The sequence below is a fragment of the Eikenella glucosivorans genome (assembly GCF_016025525.2).
Taxonomy (GTDB): Bacteria; Pseudomonadota; Gammaproteobacteria; order Burkholderiales; family Neisseriaceae; genus Eikenella; species Eikenella glucosivorans.
On the sequence record NZ_JACSGR010000002.1, the window covers coordinates 225015 to 243417 of the forward strand.

Consider the following 18403-nt stretch of genomic DNA (forward strand, 5'->3'; position numbering starts at 1 on the left):
TTTGTGTGGTGAAACGGCGTAATTGTAAAGCAAGCAAGGGTTTTCAGGTAGCCTTGGTTGTGTGCATGGGCTACCTGAAAACTAGGGGTTCAACGCAGCGGGGCGAGGTTGGAGCGCGGCAAAAACGGGCGCACGGCTTGGGTTAAGTTTTGTTGCGGGGAAAGGAAGGCGGCGGAGGAGGGTTTATAATCGCGCGCCTTCGGGCGGCCTGCCGCCAGGCAAAGAGGCTACCTGAAAACGATGCCTTGCGGAGCAAGGCTGAGTTTCTGCGCAGCTAAAGCGTAAGCTTTAACGCAGTTAAAACGGGAAGCCGGCAAGCTTCAAGCCGGCATGCAAACGTTGAACACACAAGGATAACACGATGAACGAAAAACAAATCCGCATCCTGGCCGTAGTGGCCACCATCATGGCCGTGGGCATGTATGTGGCCTACATCCCGCAGATTGCCAACAACCTGGCCGGCCACAAAGGCAGCCCGATTCAGCCCTTGGTGGCCGCCATCAACTGCACGCTGTGGACCAGCTACGGCCTGTTTAAAAAACCGCGCGACATCCCCGTGGCGCTGGCCAACGCGCCCGGCATCGTATTCGGGCTGATTGCCTTTATCACCGCGCTGTAGGTTTTGCTGCGCAGAAACCCACCCTGCGCGTTTTAACTGTGTTGGAGCTGTCGTTTCAGGTAGCCTTTTGCCAGCACGGGAGGCTACCTGAAAGCGGCAGCCTCCATTAAAGTCAAAACCATGCTTTGGCACCGCCGAGGCTGAGTTTCCGTAAAGCCAAATTTTCATGGGAACCACAAGCATGATTGTCTTGCACACCTTCCCCACGCCCCTGGGCAACATGCTCGCCGGCGCCAGCGAACACGGCCTCTGCCTGCTCGAGTTTGCCGGCAGCCGCCGCATCGAAAGCGAACTGCGCGACTTGCAGCACCTGCTTGGCAGCCAAAGCAAAATCGGCGAAAACGAACACACCCGACTTGCCACCGCCCAAATCGGCGAATATTTCCGCCGCGAGCGGCAAAGCTTCAACGTGCCGCTGCACACGCCCGGCAGCCCCTTTCAGCGGCAGGTGTGGGCCGCGCTGCAAAGCATCCCATACGGCGAAACCACGCATTATCAAGCGCTGGCCGAAGCCTTAGGCAAGCCCGCCGCCGTGCGCGCCGTGGCTGCCGCCAACGGCGCCAACCGCGTGTCCATCCTCATCCCCTGCCACCGCGTGATCGGCAAAGACGGCAGCCTCACCGGCTACGGCGGCGGCCTGCACCGCAAACAATGGCTGCTCGACCACGAACAAGGGCGGCACCAGGTGCAGCCCGATTTGCTTAGCTGAGGTCGCCGGCTAACGGCAGAGGCGCGCACGCTTGTAGCCCGCCTCTGTTGCAGGCTACCTGAAAAATTTAGAGATGGGCTGAGACCTTATTCCTTTCATACCCTGGAGAAAATAGGCCACAAGGTTTGCCTGCAAGCAGATACTGCCGGTTTTCAGGTAGCCTCCCGCCCGCGCCAGGCTACCTGAAATTCCGCTTCTCACCGTTTTCGCGTATCATCCGCCGCCTGAATCCCACACACCATCCCGCCATGACTCAATTTGCCCACCAGCACACCGCCCACTGCGAAAGCGGCGTCGTTTCCACCCTGCTCAAACACCACGGCTACGACCTCAACGAAGCCATGGTGTTCGGCCTGGCGCACGCGCTCACCTTCGTTTACCTGCCTGTCGTCAAGCTCAACGGCATGCCGCTGATTTCCTACCGCATTGCCCCGCGGGGCATCATCAAAAACGTGTGCCGCGCATTGGGCATCCATTTGAAGCTGCAAAGGTTTGCTCAGCCCGAGCAGGGTGCCGCCGCGCTGGATGCCGAGCTGGCGCAAGGCCGGCCGGTGGGCTTGCAGACTTCCGTGTATTGGCTGCCGTATTTCCCGCCGGAAATGCGTTTTCATTTTAATGCGCACAATTTGCTGGTGTACGGCCGCGAAGGCAATGATTATTTGATCAGCGACCCGGTGTTCGAATGCCCGCAGCGTTGCGCCGCCGCCGATTTGCAGCGTGCGCGTTTTGCCAGAGGCGCGCTGGCCGGCAAGGGGCTGATGTATACGGTGGATGCAGAAAGGCTACCTGAAAAAGCGCAACTGGTCGCTCACCTGCCTGTGCTGCTGCGCGAGGCCATCCGCCGCAACGCCAAGCAGATGCTGGCACCGGTGTTTTTTGTGGGCGTGCGCGGCATGCGCACCGTGGCTAAGAAAATCGAGTACCTGCCGCGGGAAGATGCCAAATACCAAAAACTGTGGCTCGGCCACTTGGTGCGCATGCAAGAGGAAATCGGCACCGGCGGCGCGGGCTTCCGTTATCTTTATGCCTATTTTTTGGAGCAGGCGGCGGATATTGCCGCGCGTCCCGACTGGCAGGCCGCCTCGCAGGAAATGACAGCGATTGGCGACCAATGGCGCCAGCTTGCCAGCTTGTGTGTGCGCCAGTGCAAACGCCCTGGCGAGCAGGGCTGCGTGCAAATCGCTGCCTTCCTGCGGGAGATTGCGGATAGGGAAGAGCGGTTGTGGCGCGGGCTATTGCAAGGTGCGAAATAACGGTTGGTGTGGATGGTGTGGCTACCTGAAAAACCGCCTGCACGGTTTCCCATGCAGGCGGTAGTGGTTTGAAACGAACGATTAGTTCGGAGACACGAGGATTTTCACCTGGCTCTTCTCTTTTACCAGTGCTTCAAAGCCTTCGTTCACGATGTCTTGCAGCTTGATGCGTTTGGTAACCAGTTTTTCTTTCGGGAAGTAGCCTTGCTCCATCAGCTGCAGCACGGCGGGGAAAATATCGCGGTAGGCGATGATGCCTTTCACGGTTTTTTCCTTGATCACGATTTCGTTCGGGTGGATGGAGGCTTCGTTTTCCCAAATGCTCACGATCACACATTCGCCGTCGTTTTCCACGCATTCGATGGCTTGCTTGAGCACGGGAGCCACGCCGGTTACTTCAAAGGATACGTTCACGCCGCCGTCGGTTTCGGCTTTGATGTGGTCCACTACGTTTACTTTGGAGGGGTCGATCACTACGGCACCCAGTTCGCGGGCTTTTTCCTGGCGTTCGGGAGAAAGCTCGATGGCGTAGATGGTAGTGGCGCCGGCGGCACGCAGGGCTTCGATGGTGAGCAAGCCGATGGGGCCGCAACCGAACACGGCGGCGGTGTCGCCGGCTTTCAGTTTGCTCTGGCGCACGGCATACAGGGCCACGGCGGCGGGCTCGGTGAGCGCGCCTTGCTCGTAGTCGATGCTGTCGGGCAGCTTGTGGCACAATTCGCCGTCCACCACGCAGTAGCTGGTGAAGCCGCCGTCGGCAGCCAGGCCGACGAAGCCGAGGTTTTTGTCGAGGTTGTATTTGCCTTTGAGGCCGTCTTTGGCCAAAATCGGCTCAACGGTTACTCGGTCGCCTACTTTCACGTTGGTGACGTCGGCGCCCACTTCTATGATCTCGCCGGAGAATTCGTGGCCGAGGGTGAGCGGGGCTTTGCGGCCGGAATAGGGGTGCTCTTTCTCTACCGGGATAAAGATCGGGCCGCCGAGGTATTCGTGCAGGTCGCTGCCGCAAATACCGGTGTATTTCACGGCGATTTTCACTTGAGAGGGGCGTGTGATTTCGGGTACGGCTACGTCTTCCACGCGGATGTCGCGGCGGCCGTACCATCTTGCAGCTTTCATTTTGCTCATATCGGCAATCCTTATGTTGGGTTGGGAAAGGAGCCCAGATTGTAGGAACTTTGAGCGGGAGTTTCAAGCTGATTTGATATATTATTTCGATATTATTTTTTTATGGCCGCCGCCCGATGGCGTAAAACGGGAAGATCAGGCGGTTTGCGGGCAAAAGTGAATATTTATGATTGAAATACAAGAAATTACTTATCGCTATCCGGGTGCGCGGGAAAACGCACTGTGCGGCGTGAGCCTGCCGGTGGGCGAAGGTTCGGCACTGGGCCTGCTCGGGCCCAACGGCGCGGGTAAAACCACGCTGATGTCGCTTCTGGCCGGGCTCTTGCCGGTGCAGGGCGGACAGATTTTGTTTGACGGTGTGCCGCTGGAAAAGCTGCCGGCCAAGGAGCGGCAGCGCGTGTCGCTGGTGCCGCAGGATTTCGCCTTTTATCCGCTTTTGTCGGTGTGGGACAATATGCGTTTTTTCGCCGCGCTGTATGCCGTGCGCGATGAAGGCTACCTGAAAAACCTGCTGGCGCAAACCGGCCTGGCCGAACACCGCGCGAAGCTGGCCAAACACCTCTCCGGCGGCCTCAAGCGGCGACTGAATTTCGCCATCGGCCTCATCAACCGCCCCAAGCTGATTTTTCTTGATGAAATCACTGTAGGCATCGACCCGGAATCGCGCCGGTTTATTTTGGACAGCGTGGCCGGGCTCACGCGCCAAGGCATCACCGTGGTCTATACCTCGCATTATCTGCAGGAAATCGAGCTGCTGTGCCGCAACATCGCGCTGCTGCATGGCGGGAGGCTGGTGTATCACGGCGGGCTGCGCGATATTTTGCGGCAGGGCGCAGAATCCGGCCTCAGCCTGCGCATCGAGCCGCCGCTGCCCGATGGCGAGCTGACCGCACTGCAAGGCCGCCGTGCGGCTGACGGCACGCTGCATTTCGACACCGCCTCGCCAGCCGAACTGCTGGCCAAATTGCAAGCCCAAGGCTATGCCGCACAAGCCTGCCGTTTCGGTTTTGCCTCGTTGGAAAGCTTTTATTTGGATTTTTTGGCCAAGCAGGCTGCCACCACACAGGCTACCTGAAAATTTTGTGCACCACCTATTAATAACAAAGTAATGAACCACCAAAACCACCCTCGCGCCGGAGCCGATTTATGCTAGCCGCCGCCATTGCCAAAGAACTCAAGCTGCTCCGCCGCGACCTGCACGGCGTGTCCGTGCTGTTTGTGATGCCCATCCTGTTTATGCTGATCATGTCCGCCGCCTTGAGCAGCAGCCAGGAAAACCTCAATCCCGATGCGCAAATCGTGCTGCTCGGCGCGCCCGGCAGCCAACTCAACCGGCAATTCCTGCAAGCCCTGCAAAACGAAAAACTGCATGTGCAATTGGCCGAGCCAAGCCGCCTTGCCGATTTTCAGGTAGCCTTACAGCGCGGCGAGGCCGATTTGCTGCTGCTTAATCCAAATGATGAAACCACTCCGCTGGGCGAAGAGCAGCCGCTGCGCCTGTGGCTCCAGCCCGATGCCGACCGCGGCTGGCTGCTCGGCGTGAAAGGACTGATGCAGCAGCATTACACCGAAGCGCGGCTGGCGCAGTATTTCGACGGCAACGAAATTGTGCTCAGCAACAACCGCAACCCTGCCGTGCGCCGCATTCAAGAGCAGGTGAACAAAGAGCTGGACGGCAAATTCAGCCAAATCGAGGCCTACCTTGGGCGCGAGATGTGGCAGGAAACCTACCTCAACCGCCAGGGCGAGGCCGTACAGCAGCCCAACTCGGTGCAGCACAGCGTGCCTGCCTGGCTGATTTTCGGCATGTTTTTCATTATGATCCCGCTTTCCAATGTGATGGCGATGGAGCGCCAGACCAACACGCTCACCCGCCTGAACATGGCGCGTGCACCCGCTTGGAAACTCTTGGCTGCCAAGCTGATTCCCTATTTTTTAATCAATCAGTTGCAGTTTGCCGGCATGGTGGCGCTGGGCGTGTGGGTGTTACCGTTGCTGGGCATGCCCGCCTTCGCGCTTTCCGGCGGCTGGGCGGGCTATGCTGCTGTGTCTTGCGCCGTGAGCCTGGCCGCGCTGGGCTACGGGCTGTTGGTGAGCGTGCTGGCCAAAAGCACCGAGCAGGCTGTGGTACTGGGCGGCGGCGGCATCATCATCATGGCCGCGCTGGGCGGCGTGATGGTGCCGGTGCACATCATGCCCGCGCTGATGCAGCAGCTCTCGCAGCTCTCGCCAATGGGCTGGGGGCTGGCTGCTTTCCAAAAACTTTTGTTAAACCATTACACCTTGGCGCAAATTGCGCCGCAGCTGTGGAGGCTTGCGGGCTTCGGCCTGGCTGCGCTCGCCGCTGCCGCCGCGCTCTACCGCCGCCAACTGAGCACACAGGCAAGATTCTGATGAACACACCCGATTTAAGCTCCCCCGCGCTGGAGCAGGCGCTGAAAACGCTGATTGTGCGCGAAACCGAAAAACAGGACGATGTGGACATGGCTGCTTTCTCCGACGATGCGCCGCTGTTCGGCCCCGAAAGCCCGATAGGCCTCGATTCGCTCGATGCGCTGCAAATCACCGTGGCGCTGCAAGCCCGCTACGGCGTGCGCCTCAACGGCGACCGCATGGTGCGCAAGCACATGATGAATGTGCGCGATTTGGCGGCATTTGTCCGCGAACAGCGTGGGGCTTGAGGCTACCTGAAAAAGCTTCTTGCAAAATTTGTTTACAAGTCATAAGTCAGGTTTCAGGCTGTGGCCAAATTTCAGGTAGCCTTTTGCCATTCGGAAATCTTTAACCCTTGCGCCTCGTGCCGGCGCGGGCACTTCCTTTCTTTGCTTCGCCAAAGAAAGGAAGCAAAGAAAGGCGACTGCGGGCACAGGTTTGGCTTCGCCAAACTTCCCTCACTCCGCACGATTTTTCGGGCGGGCCCGAACTTGCGGCTGCGCCGCTTCGGACAGGGCGGGCCCTTGTTTCCCGAAAAACCGTGCTCCGTTCGGCTGCGCCAGCAGAGAAGGCACCACTGCACCATTCGCACTGGGAAACTTGTGCCTAGCGGTTGGAATGCTGGTGTTAAACAATTATCTATATTTTCAGGTAGCAGCCTTAAGGGTGTAACCATGACCCTAAAAATCGCCCAACTCCAACAGCGCAACGCCCAAGCATGCCTGCTGAAGCACTACGCCTTCCTCGGCATTGAAGCCGTGCAAGGCAGCGATGGCGAGATTGCCCGCCGGTTTGTGGATAGCGGCATCTACCGCATTGAGCATCCTGCCGCTGCCGCCTTCCCGTTTCACCAAAACGGCGAAATCGGCTGCGCGCTCCGCCAAGCCCAGCACCAAGCCGCCCGCGCCGATATGCTGCGCCGCATCCGCGCCTTGCTTGCCGATAAAGCGTGGGTAAGCTTAAGCGAAAACGGCTTCGGCTTCTGGGCGCTCATCTCCCTGCCCGCCCTGCAGGCCGCCTTGGATAATTGGTTTGAACAACACGGCGATTTTGCGCTGTATCTGGAAAACGGCCATGCGCTGGCCATCCATGAGGCAGAATACGAATGGGAAGTGTTGGAACGGCAGGGCAACCCGCTTGAGGCTACCTGAAAAATGAACATCAAAAGCCACCCATCCCGCGCCGCTTATTTGTGCGGCAGCAGCTATTGGTGCGCACAAGGGCGCAGCTGCGGCAGCCACCGTTTCGGCTCGGCCGAAAACCCCTTCGCACCGCCTGCCTTCCGCACCGCACACGGCCTAGGGCAGCCGCGCGCGCTGCCGTATTTTGCCGCATTCCCTGCCGAGCTAGCCACGCTGGCGCAGCTGTGCGGCTGGATTGAGTCCGAAATCCGCCAGGCCGCCGCCACTGCCGGTTGGCACGAAAACGAATTGGCCGGCCTCCCCATCTTCCTCGGTTCCACTTCTTATGTGATGTCCGACCGCGAAGCCGCACCGCCTGAACGCGCCGGAGATGAACGCTTCACCCTGTGCGAAATCGCCGGCTACCTGAAAAACCGCTTTGCCAGCGAAAACGTATTCAGCTTTGCCACCTCCTGTACCTCCTCCGCACAAGCCCTGCTCGCCGCCGCCCGCAGTATCGAAAACGGGCTGGCCGAACGCGCACTCGTGGTCGGTTTCGAGAGTTTCAACCGCCTCACCTTCGAGCATTTTCACGCCATGAACCTGCTGGAAACCGAGCCGGGCAGACTGCCGTTTCGCAACGCCGGCGGCCTGGTACTGGGAGAAGGGGCGGCCGTGCTGACCTTATCCGCACGGCCGCACCGCGATTACGCCTGCCGCTTGCGCGGCCTCGCCGCCCAAACCGACCACGCCAACCTCACTGCCGCCTCTGCCGAGCCGCTGCACCGCCTGCTGGCCGAAAGCCTGTGCCGCGCCGGCATCTCCGCCCAAGATTTGCGCGGCGTGAAAACCCACGGCAGCGGCGGCCTCAGCGACACCGTGGAAATGCAGGTGCGTGAAGCGCTGTGGCCGCACACGCCCGCCCTGCTGTTTAAGCCCTATATCGGACACACGCTGGGCGCCGGCGCCGCACTGGAAACCGCGCTGCTGCTCGACGCCCTGCAACACGGCCGCCTGCCGCCGCTGCCTGCCGCTGCACCCGATTTCCCCTTGCCCACCCTGCACGGCCGACCACTGCCCAACGGCAGCTACCTCAACTATTTCCTTGGTTTCGGCGGCAGCCACTGCGCCTGGCTGCTGGATTGGCAGGCTTGAAGGCTACCTGAAAAATATCGGGCTACCTGAAAACAGAAAGGACGATCGCTGATATGCCGGCAAATTTCATGCCCAACCAAACCCTCTGCCGCATCCAGGCCAGCAGCCGCTTCCTGGCCGCGCCGCAGCAGACAGATAGCGAACTGCGCCGCCTGCTGCGCGAGCAATATGGCATCGACGCGCGCCGCCTGAGCCGCTTTACCCTGCTTGCCCTGCTGGGCGTGCTGCCGCTGTGCCAAGGGCTACCTGAAAATCCGGCCGTGTATCTCGCTTCGCCGTTCAGCTCGCCCGGCCGTTTGGCGGCGATGCGGCAGAAGCTGGCGGCCGGGTTGCCCTCGCCGCTGGATTTCATGGCCAATATTCATAACGCCGCCACTTTCCAGCTGGCGCAGATTCTGGGCAGTAGCGGCAACAGTGTGTTTCTGGCGGCGGAAGCGGAAGATTGCTGGGCAGCGCTGTATGCCGCGCTGAACGAGATGCTGGCCGAGCCCGGGCAAACCGTGCTGCTGGGCTGGGCGTATGAGCGCGCGGCGGAGGGTGAGCTGGAAGGCAGCGTGTGGTGGAAACTTTCAGGTAGCCTCATGCCGCAGGCCGGAAACGGCAGGATAGCGGTGTCGGCGGAAGAAGATGAAGCGGAGCAAGCCGTTTTCCCAACCGCAACGGGCTTTCTGCCTGCGGTGCTGGCGTGGGAGGCGCAGGCGCGGCAGGGCGGGGTGGTGTTGCCGCCGTGTGGGATGTGGCCGGCTTTGCGGGTGGAGTGGGGTGAAGGATGAGGGAATATCGGCTGTTGGATGTGGTGCGCTTAAAGCGGAATGTGCCGGAGCACGGGTTGCGCGCGGGCAGCATCGGCACGGTGGTGGAAGTGTATGGGCAGGATGCTTACGAGGTGGAGTTTGCTAACGAAAGGGGTGAGACTTTGGCTTTGCTGGTGTTGAACGGGAAAAGCGATTTTGAGCGGCATGAGGCTACCTGAAAACACCGGCTTCAACGAAGTTAAAATGCAATGCAGCGGCGTTTCCGCGAAGACAAAAATTTCAGGTAGCCTTTATGTTCGGCCAAGCGAAGGGATGACGAATCATCCCTTTTTTATTGCCGGCTAAGGTTTCGCGACGTCCGACGCCGTCAATCAATGCTCACCAAGTTTTCCGGCGCGAGGATGCGGTCGAGCTCGGCTTCGCTCAAGAGGCCGCGCTCCAGCACCACTTCGCGCACGCCTTTGCCGGTTTGAGCGCAGATTCTGCCCACCAGGTCGCCGTTTTCGTGGCCGATGTAGGGGTTGAGGTAGGTAACCAGGCCGATGGAATGGAATACGTAGCGCTCGCAGATGTCGCGGTTTACCGTGATGCCGCGCACGCATTTGTCGGCCAGCGTGGCGGCGGCGTTGCCCAGGAGGGAGAGGGTTTCAAACATGCATTGCGCAATCACAGGCTCCATCACGTTGAGTTGCAGCTGGCCGGCTTCGGCGGCGAAGGTGATGGTGGTGTCGTTGCCGATTACCTTGAAGCAGATTTGATTTACCACTTCGGGAATCACCGGGTTTACCTTGGCCGGCATGATGGAGGAGCCGGCCTGCATTTCGGGCAGGTTGATTTCCTTCAGGCCGGCGCGCGGGCCGGAGGAGAGCAGGCGCAAATCGTTGCAGATTTTGGAGAGCTTCACCGCCGTGCGCTTGAGCGCGCCGTGCACCATTACATAGGCGCCGCAGTCGGAAGTGGCTTCAATCAGGTTTTCGGTGAGCTTGCAGGGCAGGCCGCTGATTTCGGAAAGCTTCTGCACAGCCAGTTGGGCGTAGCCCTTGGACGTGTTTACGCCGGTGCCGATGGCGGTGGCGCCGAGGTTCACTTCCAGTAGCAGTTGGCGGGTGCGCTCCAGATTGAGGATTTCTTCTTCCAGCAGCACTTGGAAGGATTTGAATTCTTGCCCGGCCGTCATCGGCACGGCGTCTTGCAGCTGGGTGCGCCCTATCTTCAGCACGGTTTTGAATTCTTCGGCTTTTTGGGCAAAGGCGTTTTTCAGGTAGCCTAACTTGTCCAGCAGCCCGCCCGTGCTTTCGTACACGGCCAGGCGGAAGCCGGTGGGGTAGGCATCGTTGGTGGATTGGCTGGCGTTCACGTGATCCATCGGGTTCACAATGTCGTAGCGGCCTTTGGCGTGGCCGAGGATTTCCAGAGCCAGGTTGGCGACTACTTCGTTGGTGTTCATGTTCACCGAGGTGCCGGCGCCGCCTTGGAATACGTCGGAAGGGAATTGGTCGAGACAGCGGCCTTTTCCCAGCACTTCATCGCAGGCTTGGGCGATGGCGGTGGCGATTTCCGGCTTGAGCGCGCCCAATTCGCCGTTGGCCTGCGCCGCCGCCTTCTTCACCATCACCATGCCGCGCACAAACTGCGGCACGTCGGAAATTTTCTGCCCGGAAATCTGGAAGTTTTCCATGGCGCGCAGGGTGTGGATGCCCCAATAGGCTTCGGCGGGGATTTGGCGTTCGCCCAGGAGGTCGTGTTCGGTGCGGGTGTTCATGCGTGTTCCTTTTGTGTGGAGGGGTGGGAAACGGAAGGATGATACCAAGTTCTGCCGCTTTCAGCTTGTTTAAACCGTGCTGCCGCGCCCGATTGCCGCCGGGGAAATGTGCTAGAATGCGCGCCCTCTCGATAAAGGTTGGTTATATGGCACGTCATCCCTACCGCCGGCTGCGTTCGGCCCGCACGGCCATGCCCGAAGTGGGCATTTCCGAAATCGGCAACATCCGATCGCTGCATTTGGGCAGCGAAACGGTGCAAAGCTCGATGAATGTGGACGATCCAGCCGAGCTGGTGCTCTCCTACAGCCGCGCCATGATGGCCTGGCTGCTGTTTGCCGAAAACGTGCGGCACATCACGCAGATCGGTTTGGGCGGCGGCTCGTTTGTGCGCTGGATCGATGCCTATTTGCCCGACGTGGCGCAGACGGCGGTGGAAATCAACCCGCAGGTGATCAGCGTGGCGCGCGGGCTGTTCGAGCTGCCGTTTGAAGGCGAAAAGTTTGAAATCATCGAGGCCGACGGCGCGGAATACATCAAAACCCTGCGCGGTGGCACGGATATCCTACTGGTGGACGGCTTCGACGGCGAGCAGATTATCGACGCGCTGGTGGGCGAGCCTTTCTTTGCCGACTGCCGCACCGCCTTGAGCGAAAACGGCATTTTTGTAACCAACTGGTGGAGCGGCGACAAGCGTTATCCGCTCTTCCTGCAACGGCTCTCTCAGGTGTTCGAACAGCGTGTGCTGTGCGTGCCGGCGGAAACGCACGGCAACGTGGCGGTGCTGGCCTTTCAAAGCTGGAAGCCGCAGCCCTTGGCCGGATTGCAGAAAAAAGCGGCCGGGCTCGACAAGCAGTTCCGGCTGGGCTTTAAAACCATGCTGCATCAGGCCAAACTGCCGCCGGGCAGCGAATGGAAATGGCTGCGCTGAGGCGGGATGGCGGGCAAAAGGCTACCTGAAAATGGCGCGTGTTGAGCGGGGTTGCTGCACCGAGGAATTTTCAGGTAGCCTTTGTTTTGCCGTGTGGTGCTTGCCGGCAGGAGGTTTAAATTTAATCCGCCTTAGCTTCGCAGAAACTCAGCCTTGAATGCGCCGAGGCATCGTTGTAACTGCGTTGAGGCTGATGCTTTCAGGTAGCCTTTGTTTTGGTGGGGAAGTGGATGGCTACTGTGCCTAGTCCGTATTGCCGGCTTGTTTTGCCCAATAGGCTGCGGCGGCTTGGCCTTCCTCGGTGTCCCGGTTGGGGGCGGAGAATGTGTAGTATTGCCACAGGCGGTGGGCGGCGGCGCGGTCGCCGTGTTCGGCCAGGCTTTGCACGCGGGCGAGCTGCTGCGGTTGGAGGTGGTACATACTGCCGGTGGATATGGGGGTTTCGGGGTCGTAGCGTTCTTCGTCGAGCACGGCTTGCAGGCGCGGGGGCAGGGCAACGCCGCGTTGTTTCAGCTCGTATGCCCAGGCGGCGGCGTCGAAATAGCGGTAGGCGGCGAGGTGCTCTTCGGCGGCGGCGAGGATTTCTTCGTTGGTTTGTGGGGGCATTGGGCTGGAGGTGGCGGTGGGCATGGCGGTGTCTTTCTGACAGGCGGTGAGGAGGAAGAGGGCGGCGAGGAGGGGAAGCAGGCGTTTCATGTTTTTCCTTTTTTGGTGCGCTTGGGTTGGGATGAAGGCTACCTGTAAAACCGGGGCGGTAAGGTTTCAGGTAGCCTTTAGCCGCGGCGGTCGGCGGCACCGAAGTGCCAGGCGCCGACGTCGAGGCGGACGCAGAGGTAGCGCCACAGCAGGGGCTGACTCACGGCGAGGGTGGCGGAGAGGGGGCGCAGCAGGGCGGTTTTGGCGGGTTCGGTGAGCAGCAGGGCGGCTTTGACGGCGGTTTGCAGCTGTTTGGGGGGAAGGGTGGTGGCGTGGATGAGGGCGTCGGCGGCAGGATGATGGGCGAGCCGGCCGGGCTGGGGGGTAGGGGCGAGGTAGGCTTTGAGCAGCAGCCAGAGCTGGGTTTGTTCGCGGCTGGTGCTCTGTTGGCTGAAGTGGAGGCGGACTTGGTCGAGCAGGGCTTGTTGGGCGGCGTCTTCCTGCATCACGAAGGCGGGCAGGAGGTGTTCGAGCAGCTCGGTGCTGGGCAGCAGGGGGTGTTGGCGGAGGCGGGCGAGTTGCTGCCAAACGAAGGGGGTGAGGGGGGTGTTCTTGCGGCGCAGAAATCCGTTTCGTTGCGTTTGAACTTCGTTGAAGCCTGTATTTTCAGGTAGCCCTTGGATTTGGAACAGACAGAGCAGGGCGGCGGAGGCGTGTTCGCCGTCGAGGGCGGCGGCCTGCCAGTCGGCGTGGAGTGGGAGGTGCGGGGTGGTGGGGCGGTAGCGGCGGATGCGTGCCTGCATGGTGGCTTGGCGGTGGCGGTAGCTGGCTTCGCTCTGGTCGGTAACCGGGGCGGCTTCGTCGCCGGGGGCAAAGCGGAAGTGGCCGTCGGGAAAAAAGACGGGGCTGTCGGCGCCTTCGAGTTTGGGGGCGAGGCGGCGGGCGGCGGAGGCGTCGAGCCGGCGGATGCGTTCGATGATCGGGGGGTGGGTGGCGGCGAGGCTGCCGGCGCTGATGCGGCCGAACATCATGTGGGCGTATTCGGGGGCGTGGGCGGCGTGCAGGCGGCAGCTGCCGCTGCGGGCGATTTTGCACAGGGCTTCGATGAGCGGGGCGGTTTGGCGGGTAAACTGCACGGCTGCGGCATCGGCGAGGAATTCGCGTTCGCGGCACACGGCGGCCTGCAGCCAGCCGGCAAACAGGCTGCCGATGGAGCCGAGCACAATCAGCAGGCCGCCGAAGGCTTGCAGCGGCAGGGTTTGCATGATGATTTCGATGCCGTTGTCGAAGGGGTGGTTGTCCACATTTTTATTGCGGCGGTATTCCAGATAGTGTTCGTCGTCGCGGCCTTCGAGGAAATAGCGGCCGCTGCTGGCGATGCCTTGCAGGCCGTGCAGCCAGGCGGAGAGGCGGAGGTTGAGGCGTATGTCGCCGTGGCGGATGTGGCTGAATTCGTGGGCGATCACGGCTTGCAGCTCATCGCGGGTGAGGCGGTGTATCGCGCCTTGGGTAACGCCGATCACGGCGCGGCGCGGGCTGAGGCCGGCGGCGAAGGCGTTGATGCTGCCGTCGCGGCGCAGCAGGTAGACGGGCGGCACGGGCAGGCCGGCGGCCAGCGCGGTTTCGGCCACCACGTTGAGCAGGCGGCGTTCGGCGAAGGTGCCGTCCTGCAGCTGCAGCCGCTCGCCGCCGAGCCGTTTGGCCACGGCCTCGCCGCCGCGCCGCAGTTCGCGCAGACGGTGCAGGCTGAGGGCGACGGTGAGCAGGCACACGAGGACGGCGGGCGGCAGGTAGTACCACCAGAGGCTGTGCCGCGGGCTGCCGAAGCCAAACATGAGCGGCAGGCTGCCGAGCACGGCGGCGGTGAGGATGACGGTGCCGGCCAGCGCGAGCGCATACAGCACCACCAGCCGGGCGCTGCGGCGGCGTGCTTGCTGTTGGCGGCGGAAGAAGCGCATGGGGGAATCCGTGTGCGGGAGGGATGGGCTGAATATAGCCAATCCGGCGGGGTTTGGCAAAGGGTTGGGGCTACCTGAAAATGGTTTGGCGGCAGGGGAAAGTTTTCATGTAGCCTGTTGTTTGGTAAAGGAGGCTACCTGAAAACTAGGGAGGGAAACAAAGCAAACCTTTCGTAAAAGAAAGGGGCAAGCAGGGTTTTAGGTACCCTTTGGTAGGCATTAGAGGCTACCTGAAAAATTCCATCGAAGGCAAGCCAACCCCGCGCCGGCGCAATCTCGGGTAAGATAGCGCTTTTTTCGGAGACAGCTATGCCGCAGAAAGTAATCGCAATCGACGGGCCGAGCGCATCGGGCAAAGGCACGGTGGCGCAGCGCGTGGCCGAGGCGCTGGGTTGGGCCTATCTCGATTCCGGCGCGCTCTATCGCATCACCGCACTATATGCCCGCCGCCAAGGCGCGGATTGGGGCGACGAAGCGGCAGTGGCCGCGCTGGCGCAGGCTTTGCCGGCCGAGTTTGCCGGCGGCGCCGTATTGCTGGACGGGGAAGACGTGTCCGCCGCCATCCGCAGCGAGGAAATCGGCATGGGTGCCTCGCGGGTGGCGGCGCTGCCGGCGGTGCGCGCGGCTTTGCTGCAACGGCAGCGCGCGTTTCTAACCGAACAAGGCCTGGTGGCCGACGGGCGCGACATGGGCTCGGTGGTGTTCCCCGACGCCGTGCTCAAAGTGTTCCTCACCGCCAGCGCCCAAGTGCGCGCCGAACGCCGCGCCCGGCAAATCGGCGAGCCGCTTTCAGGCGGGCGTTTTGAGTGCATCCTAGCCGCCATCGAAGCGCGCGACGAAGCCGACCGCAAGCGCGCCGTTGCGCCGCTGCAAAGGCTGCCCGAGGCCCGCCTGCTCGACACTTCTGCACTCACCATCGAAGAATCGGTAAAAAAAGTGCTTGATTGGTATCGGGAAAAATAAACTTGCTGTATAATGCCGCGTTTTCAGCGCATCCGCCCTGTTTTGAGGCGCGTGTGCTGCATAATCGGTTGATTGATTGCTTTTCCGTTAAAGACAAGCAAACAGATTAAACCCCTGCCTGCCGCGCCAAGGGCGGCAGGCTTTTAGCAACCTCAACCCTCCGCACTCCTTGGCCGTGCGTGGAAAAGACAAAACCTTATGGAAAATTTTGCCCAGTTACTGGAAGAATACTCAGCCGTACAAGAAATGAACCAGGGCGAGGTGATCACCGCCGAAGTGGTGGCGATTACCGACAAACACGTGATCGTGAACGCCGGCCTGAAATCCGAATCCCTGATTGATCTGGACGAATTCAAAAACGCCCAGGGCGAGCTGGAAGTGAAAGTAGGCGATTTCGTTACCGTAACCATCGAATCGGTGGAAAACGGCTTCGGCGAAACCAAGCTCTCGCGCGAAAAAGCCAAACGCGCCGCCGATTGGCTGGCTTTGGAAGAAGCCATGGAAAGCGGCGAGATCCTCTCCGGCGTGATCAACGGCAAGGTCAAAGGCGGCCTCACCGTGATGATCAACAGCATCCGCGCCTTCCTGCCCGGCTCGCTGGTGGACGTGCGCCCGGTGAAAGACACCTCTCACTTTGAAGGCAAAGAAGTGGAATTCAAAGTGATCAAACTGGACAGAAAACGCAACAACGTGGTGGTGTCCCGCCGCGCCGTGCTGGAAGAAACCCTGGGCGAAGAGCGCCAGGCCCTGCTGGAAAGCCTGCAGGAAGGCACCGTGGTAAAAGGCATCGTGAAGAACATCACCGACTACGGCGCATTCGTGGACTTGGGCGGCATCGACGGCTTGCTGCACATCACCGATTTGGCTTGGCGCCGCGTGAAACACCCGAGCGAAGTGCTGGAAGTGGGCCAGGAAGTGGAAGCCAAAGTGCTTAAGTTCGACCAAGACCGCAGCCGCGTGTCTCTGGGTATGAAACAGCTGGGCGAAGACCCCTGGAGCGGCCTTGCCCGCCGTTACCCTGCCCGCACTCGCCTGTTCGGCAAGGTAACCAACCTCACCGACTACGGCGCATTCGTTGAAATCGAGCAGGGCATCGAAGGCTTGGTACACGTTTCCGAAATGGACTGGACCAACAAAAACGTACACCCGAGCAAGGTTGTGCAGCTGGGCGACGAAGTGGAAGTGATGATTCTGGATATCGACGAAGACCGCCGCCGCATCAGCCTGGGCATGAAACAATGCCAGGCCAACCCGTGGGAAGAATTTGCTGCCAACTTCAACAAAGGCGACAAACTCACCGGCGCCGTGAAATCCATCACCGACTTCGGCATTTTCGTGGGTCTGCCCGGCAATATCGACGGCCTGGTGCACCTCTCCGACCTCTCTTGGAGCGAAAGCGGCGAAGAAGCCGTGCGCAAATACAAAAAAGGCGAAGATGTGGAAGCCGTTGTATTGTCTATCGATGTGGAGAAAGAGCGCATCAGCCTGGGCATCAAGCAGCTTGAAGGCGACCCCTTCGGCACCTACATCAGCATCAACGACAAAGGCGCCTTGGTGAAAGGCACCGTGAAATCCGTTGAAGCCAAGGGCGCCGAAGTGCAGCTGGCCGATGAAGTGGTGGGCTACCTGCCCGCTTCCGAGTTCGACAGCGAGCGCGTGGAAGACCTGACCACCAAGCTGAAAGAAGGCGACGAAGTGGAAGCCGTGATCGTTACGGTAGACCGCAAAAACCGCAACATCAAGCTTTCCGTGAAAGCCCGCACCGCCAAAGAAAACCGCGAAGCGCTCAACACCGTGAACGCTGCGGCCAGCCATGCCGGCACCACTAGCCTGGGCGACCTCCTGAAGGCCAAGCTGGGCGGCGACAACGAATAAGGATGCTGTAAATGACCAAATCAGAGTTGATGGCCCATATGGCCGAAAAATACCTGGCTCAGGGGCATGCCCGCCTGGCAGTGAAAGACGTGGAGCAGAGCGTGAAAGTTTTGGTGGATGCCATGACCCGCGCCCTGGCCCGCGGCCAGCGTATCGAGATTCGCGGGTTTGGCAGTTTCGACCTGAACCACCGCCCGGCCCGCGTGGGCCGCAATCCGAAAACCGGCGAAAAAGTGAACGTGCCCGAGAAATACGTGCCGCACTTCAAAGCCGGCAAGGAGCTGCGCGAACGCGTGGACCAGGCCGCCAAGTAAGACTGGCTTGAGCTGAAGAAAAGGCTACCTGAAAATTTCAGGTAGCCTTTTTGTTGCTTGGTGGATAGGGAGTTGGCTACCTGAAAAATTCAGCTGCACAAGAAACTTGCTTTGCTTGTTTTAACTGCGCTGAAGATTACGCTTTTAGGTAGCCTTTCTTTGATCTATAGGCAGCTATTACCAATAGCTCACAAACTCCGCCAAATCGGTATTTTTGCCGCCGGCGGCTTCTTTCTGCGCGGTGCCGATCATCAGCAGGCCGATGATTTTGTCGTGCTTTTCGCAGGCGAAGGCTTCGCGCAGGGCGGTGCAGTTGACCCACAGGCCGGTGAGCCACACGTTGTCGAAGCCTTGCGCCTTGGCGGCCAGCTGGATGGCGTAGGCGGCGCAGCCGGCGCTGAGCACTTGTTCCCATTCGGGTTTGGGCTTGAGGCAGTTCAGGTCGGGCTTGGCCACCACGCCGATCATCATCGGCGCCATCTGCCCCACGGCTTCGGCCTTGCGCGCCGCTTCGCCGCCAATTTCGGCCGCGCATTGGCCGAGCACGTGGCGGAAGGTTTGCCAGCCGGCCTCGCTCTGCACCACGATGAAGTGCCACGGCGTATGGTTGCCGTGATCGGGCACCTGCGTGGCGGCTTGCAGGATGGTTTCCAGCTGGGCGGCATCGGGCCCGGGCGCGGTGAGGAGGCGCACGGAGCGGCGGGTGGTGAGCAAATCTAGGGTGTTCATATGGTTGATTCCTTGTGTGCGTTGAAAACAGAAACGCCGTGCTTATACCACACGCCCTGCGTTC

General features: G+C 60.5%; 19 protein-coding genes. 14 read left to right on the forward strand and 5 right to left on the reverse strand.

What is annotated here, in order from left to right:
* The first annotated feature begins 361 nt into the window (after positions 1-361).
* From H9Q10_RS03135 to darH, 3 genes are all read left to right on the forward strand, one after another.
* Positions 362-619: a SemiSWEET family transporter gene (locus H9Q10_RS03135; protein ID WP_197902575.1), complete on the forward strand. Its 258-nt coding sequence runs from the start codon at positions 362-364 to the stop codon at positions 617-619.
* A gap of 166 nt (positions 620-785) precedes the next feature.
* Complete coding sequence (locus tag H9Q10_RS03140; RefSeq protein WP_238480124.1) at positions 786-1328, forward strand: methylated-DNA--[protein]-cysteine S-methyltransferase; 543 nt, start codon at positions 786-788, stop codon at positions 1326-1328.
* Positions 1329-1576: 248 nt separating this feature from the next.
* Entirely contained in the window at positions 1577-2581 is a 1005-nt protein-coding gene (gene darH / locus H9Q10_RS03145; RefSeq protein ID WP_197902744.1) for a BtrH-related acyltransferase DarH, read from the forward strand.
* 81 nt (positions 2582-2662) lie between these two features.
* Here darH and H9Q10_RS03150 read toward each other — a convergent pair whose 3' ends face one another.
* Positions 2663-3709, reverse strand: a complete 1047-nt coding sequence (locus tag H9Q10_RS03150) for a 2,3-butanediol dehydrogenase (RefSeq protein WP_274381489.1) — start codon at positions 3707-3709, stop codon at positions 2663-2665.
* A gap of 166 nt (positions 3710-3875) precedes the next feature.
* Between H9Q10_RS03150 and H9Q10_RS03155 the strand changes: the two genes are divergently transcribed.
* From H9Q10_RS03155 to H9Q10_RS03185, 7 genes are all read left to right on the forward strand, one after another.
* Complete coding sequence (locus H9Q10_RS03155; RefSeq protein WP_197902576.1) at positions 3876-4784, forward strand: ABC transporter ATP-binding protein; 909 nt, start codon at positions 3876-3878, stop codon at positions 4782-4784.
* Between the two features lie 71 nt (positions 4785-4855).
* On the forward strand, positions 4856-6103 hold the full coding sequence (locus H9Q10_RS03160; protein WP_197902577.1) for an ABC transporter permease: 1248 nt from the start codon (positions 4856-4858) through the stop codon (positions 6101-6103).
* Positions 6103-6390: a phosphopantetheine-binding protein gene (locus H9Q10_RS03165; RefSeq protein WP_197902578.1), complete on the forward strand. Its 288-nt coding sequence runs from the start codon at positions 6103-6105 to the stop codon at positions 6388-6390. Before H9Q10_RS03160 ends, H9Q10_RS03165 begins: the two co-directional genes overlap by 1 nt.
* Before the next feature lie 426 nt (positions 6391-6816).
* Positions 6817-7293, forward strand: coding sequence for a hypothetical protein (locus H9Q10_RS03170; RefSeq protein ID WP_197902579.1), 477 nt, complete (start codon positions 6817-6819; stop codon positions 7291-7293).
* A gap of 3 nt (positions 7294-7296) precedes the next feature.
* Complete coding sequence (locus H9Q10_RS03175; RefSeq protein ID WP_197902580.1) at positions 7297-8418, forward strand: beta-ketoacyl synthase N-terminal-like domain-containing protein; 1122 nt, start codon at positions 7297-7299, stop codon at positions 8416-8418.
* A gap of 68 nt (positions 8419-8486) precedes the next feature.
* Positions 8487-9191 (forward strand): beta-ketoacyl synthase chain length factor, encoded by a 705-nt coding sequence (locus H9Q10_RS03180; protein ID WP_197902581.1) that lies wholly within the window; start codon positions 8487-8489, stop codon positions 9189-9191.
* Positions 9188-9391, forward strand: a complete 204-nt coding sequence (locus tag H9Q10_RS03185; protein WP_197902582.1) for a DUF4926 domain-containing protein — start codon at positions 9188-9190, stop codon at positions 9389-9391. Before H9Q10_RS03180 ends, H9Q10_RS03185 begins: the two co-directional genes overlap by 4 nt.
* 149 nt (positions 9392-9540) lie before the next feature.
* Here H9Q10_RS03185 and aspA read toward each other — a convergent pair whose 3' ends face one another.
* Positions 9541-10935 (reverse strand): aspartate ammonia-lyase, encoded by a 1395-nt coding sequence (gene aspA / locus H9Q10_RS03190; RefSeq protein WP_197902583.1) that lies wholly within the window; start codon positions 10933-10935, stop codon positions 9541-9543.
* Between the two features lie 146 nt (positions 10936-11081).
* Between aspA and H9Q10_RS03195 the strand changes: the two genes are divergently transcribed.
* Positions 11082-11864, forward strand: a complete 783-nt coding sequence (locus tag H9Q10_RS03195) for a polyamine aminopropyltransferase (RefSeq protein WP_197902584.1) — start codon at positions 11082-11084, stop codon at positions 11862-11864.
* 243 nt (positions 11865-12107) lie between these two features.
* On the opposite strand, the gene H9Q10_RS03200 is transcribed toward H9Q10_RS03195, so the two are convergent.
* Together H9Q10_RS03200 and H9Q10_RS12220 are read right to left on the reverse strand one after the other, a co-directional pair.
* Positions 12108-12560: a hypothetical protein gene (locus H9Q10_RS03200; protein ID WP_197902585.1), complete on the reverse strand. Its 453-nt coding sequence runs from the start codon at positions 12558-12560 to the stop codon at positions 12108-12110.
* Between the two features lie 77 nt (positions 12561-12637).
* Positions 12638-14458: a M48 family metalloprotease gene (locus H9Q10_RS12220; RefSeq protein WP_197902586.1), complete on the reverse strand. Its 1821-nt coding sequence runs from the start codon at positions 14456-14458 to the stop codon at positions 12638-12640.
* 309 nt (positions 14459-14767) lie between these two features.
* Between H9Q10_RS12220 and cmk the strand changes: the two genes are divergently transcribed.
* The 3 genes from cmk (at position 14768) to H9Q10_RS03220 (ending at position 17610) form a co-directional block, all read left to right on the forward strand.
* Positions 14768-15421, forward strand: coding sequence for a (d)CMP kinase (cmk, locus tag H9Q10_RS03210; RefSeq protein WP_197902587.1), 654 nt, complete (start codon positions 14768-14770; stop codon positions 15419-15421).
* A gap of 198 nt (positions 15422-15619) precedes the next feature.
* Entirely contained in the window at positions 15620-17296 is a 1677-nt protein-coding gene (gene rpsA, locus H9Q10_RS03215; RefSeq protein ID WP_197902588.1) for a 30S ribosomal protein S1, read from the forward strand.
* An 11-nt stretch (positions 17297-17307) separates the two neighbouring features.
* Positions 17308-17610 carry an integration host factor subunit beta gene (locus H9Q10_RS03220; RefSeq protein WP_067592341.1) on the forward strand — a complete coding sequence of 101 codons (303 nt, stop codon included), beginning with the start codon at positions 17308-17310 and terminating at the stop codon, positions 17608-17610.
* A gap of 177 nt (positions 17611-17787) precedes the next feature.
* Here H9Q10_RS03220 and H9Q10_RS03225 read toward each other — a convergent pair whose 3' ends face one another.
* On the reverse strand, positions 17788-18339 hold the full coding sequence (locus H9Q10_RS03225; RefSeq protein ID WP_197902589.1) for a nitroreductase family protein: 552 nt from the start codon (positions 18337-18339) through the stop codon (positions 17788-17790).
* Positions 18340-18403 lie beyond the last annotated feature (64 nt).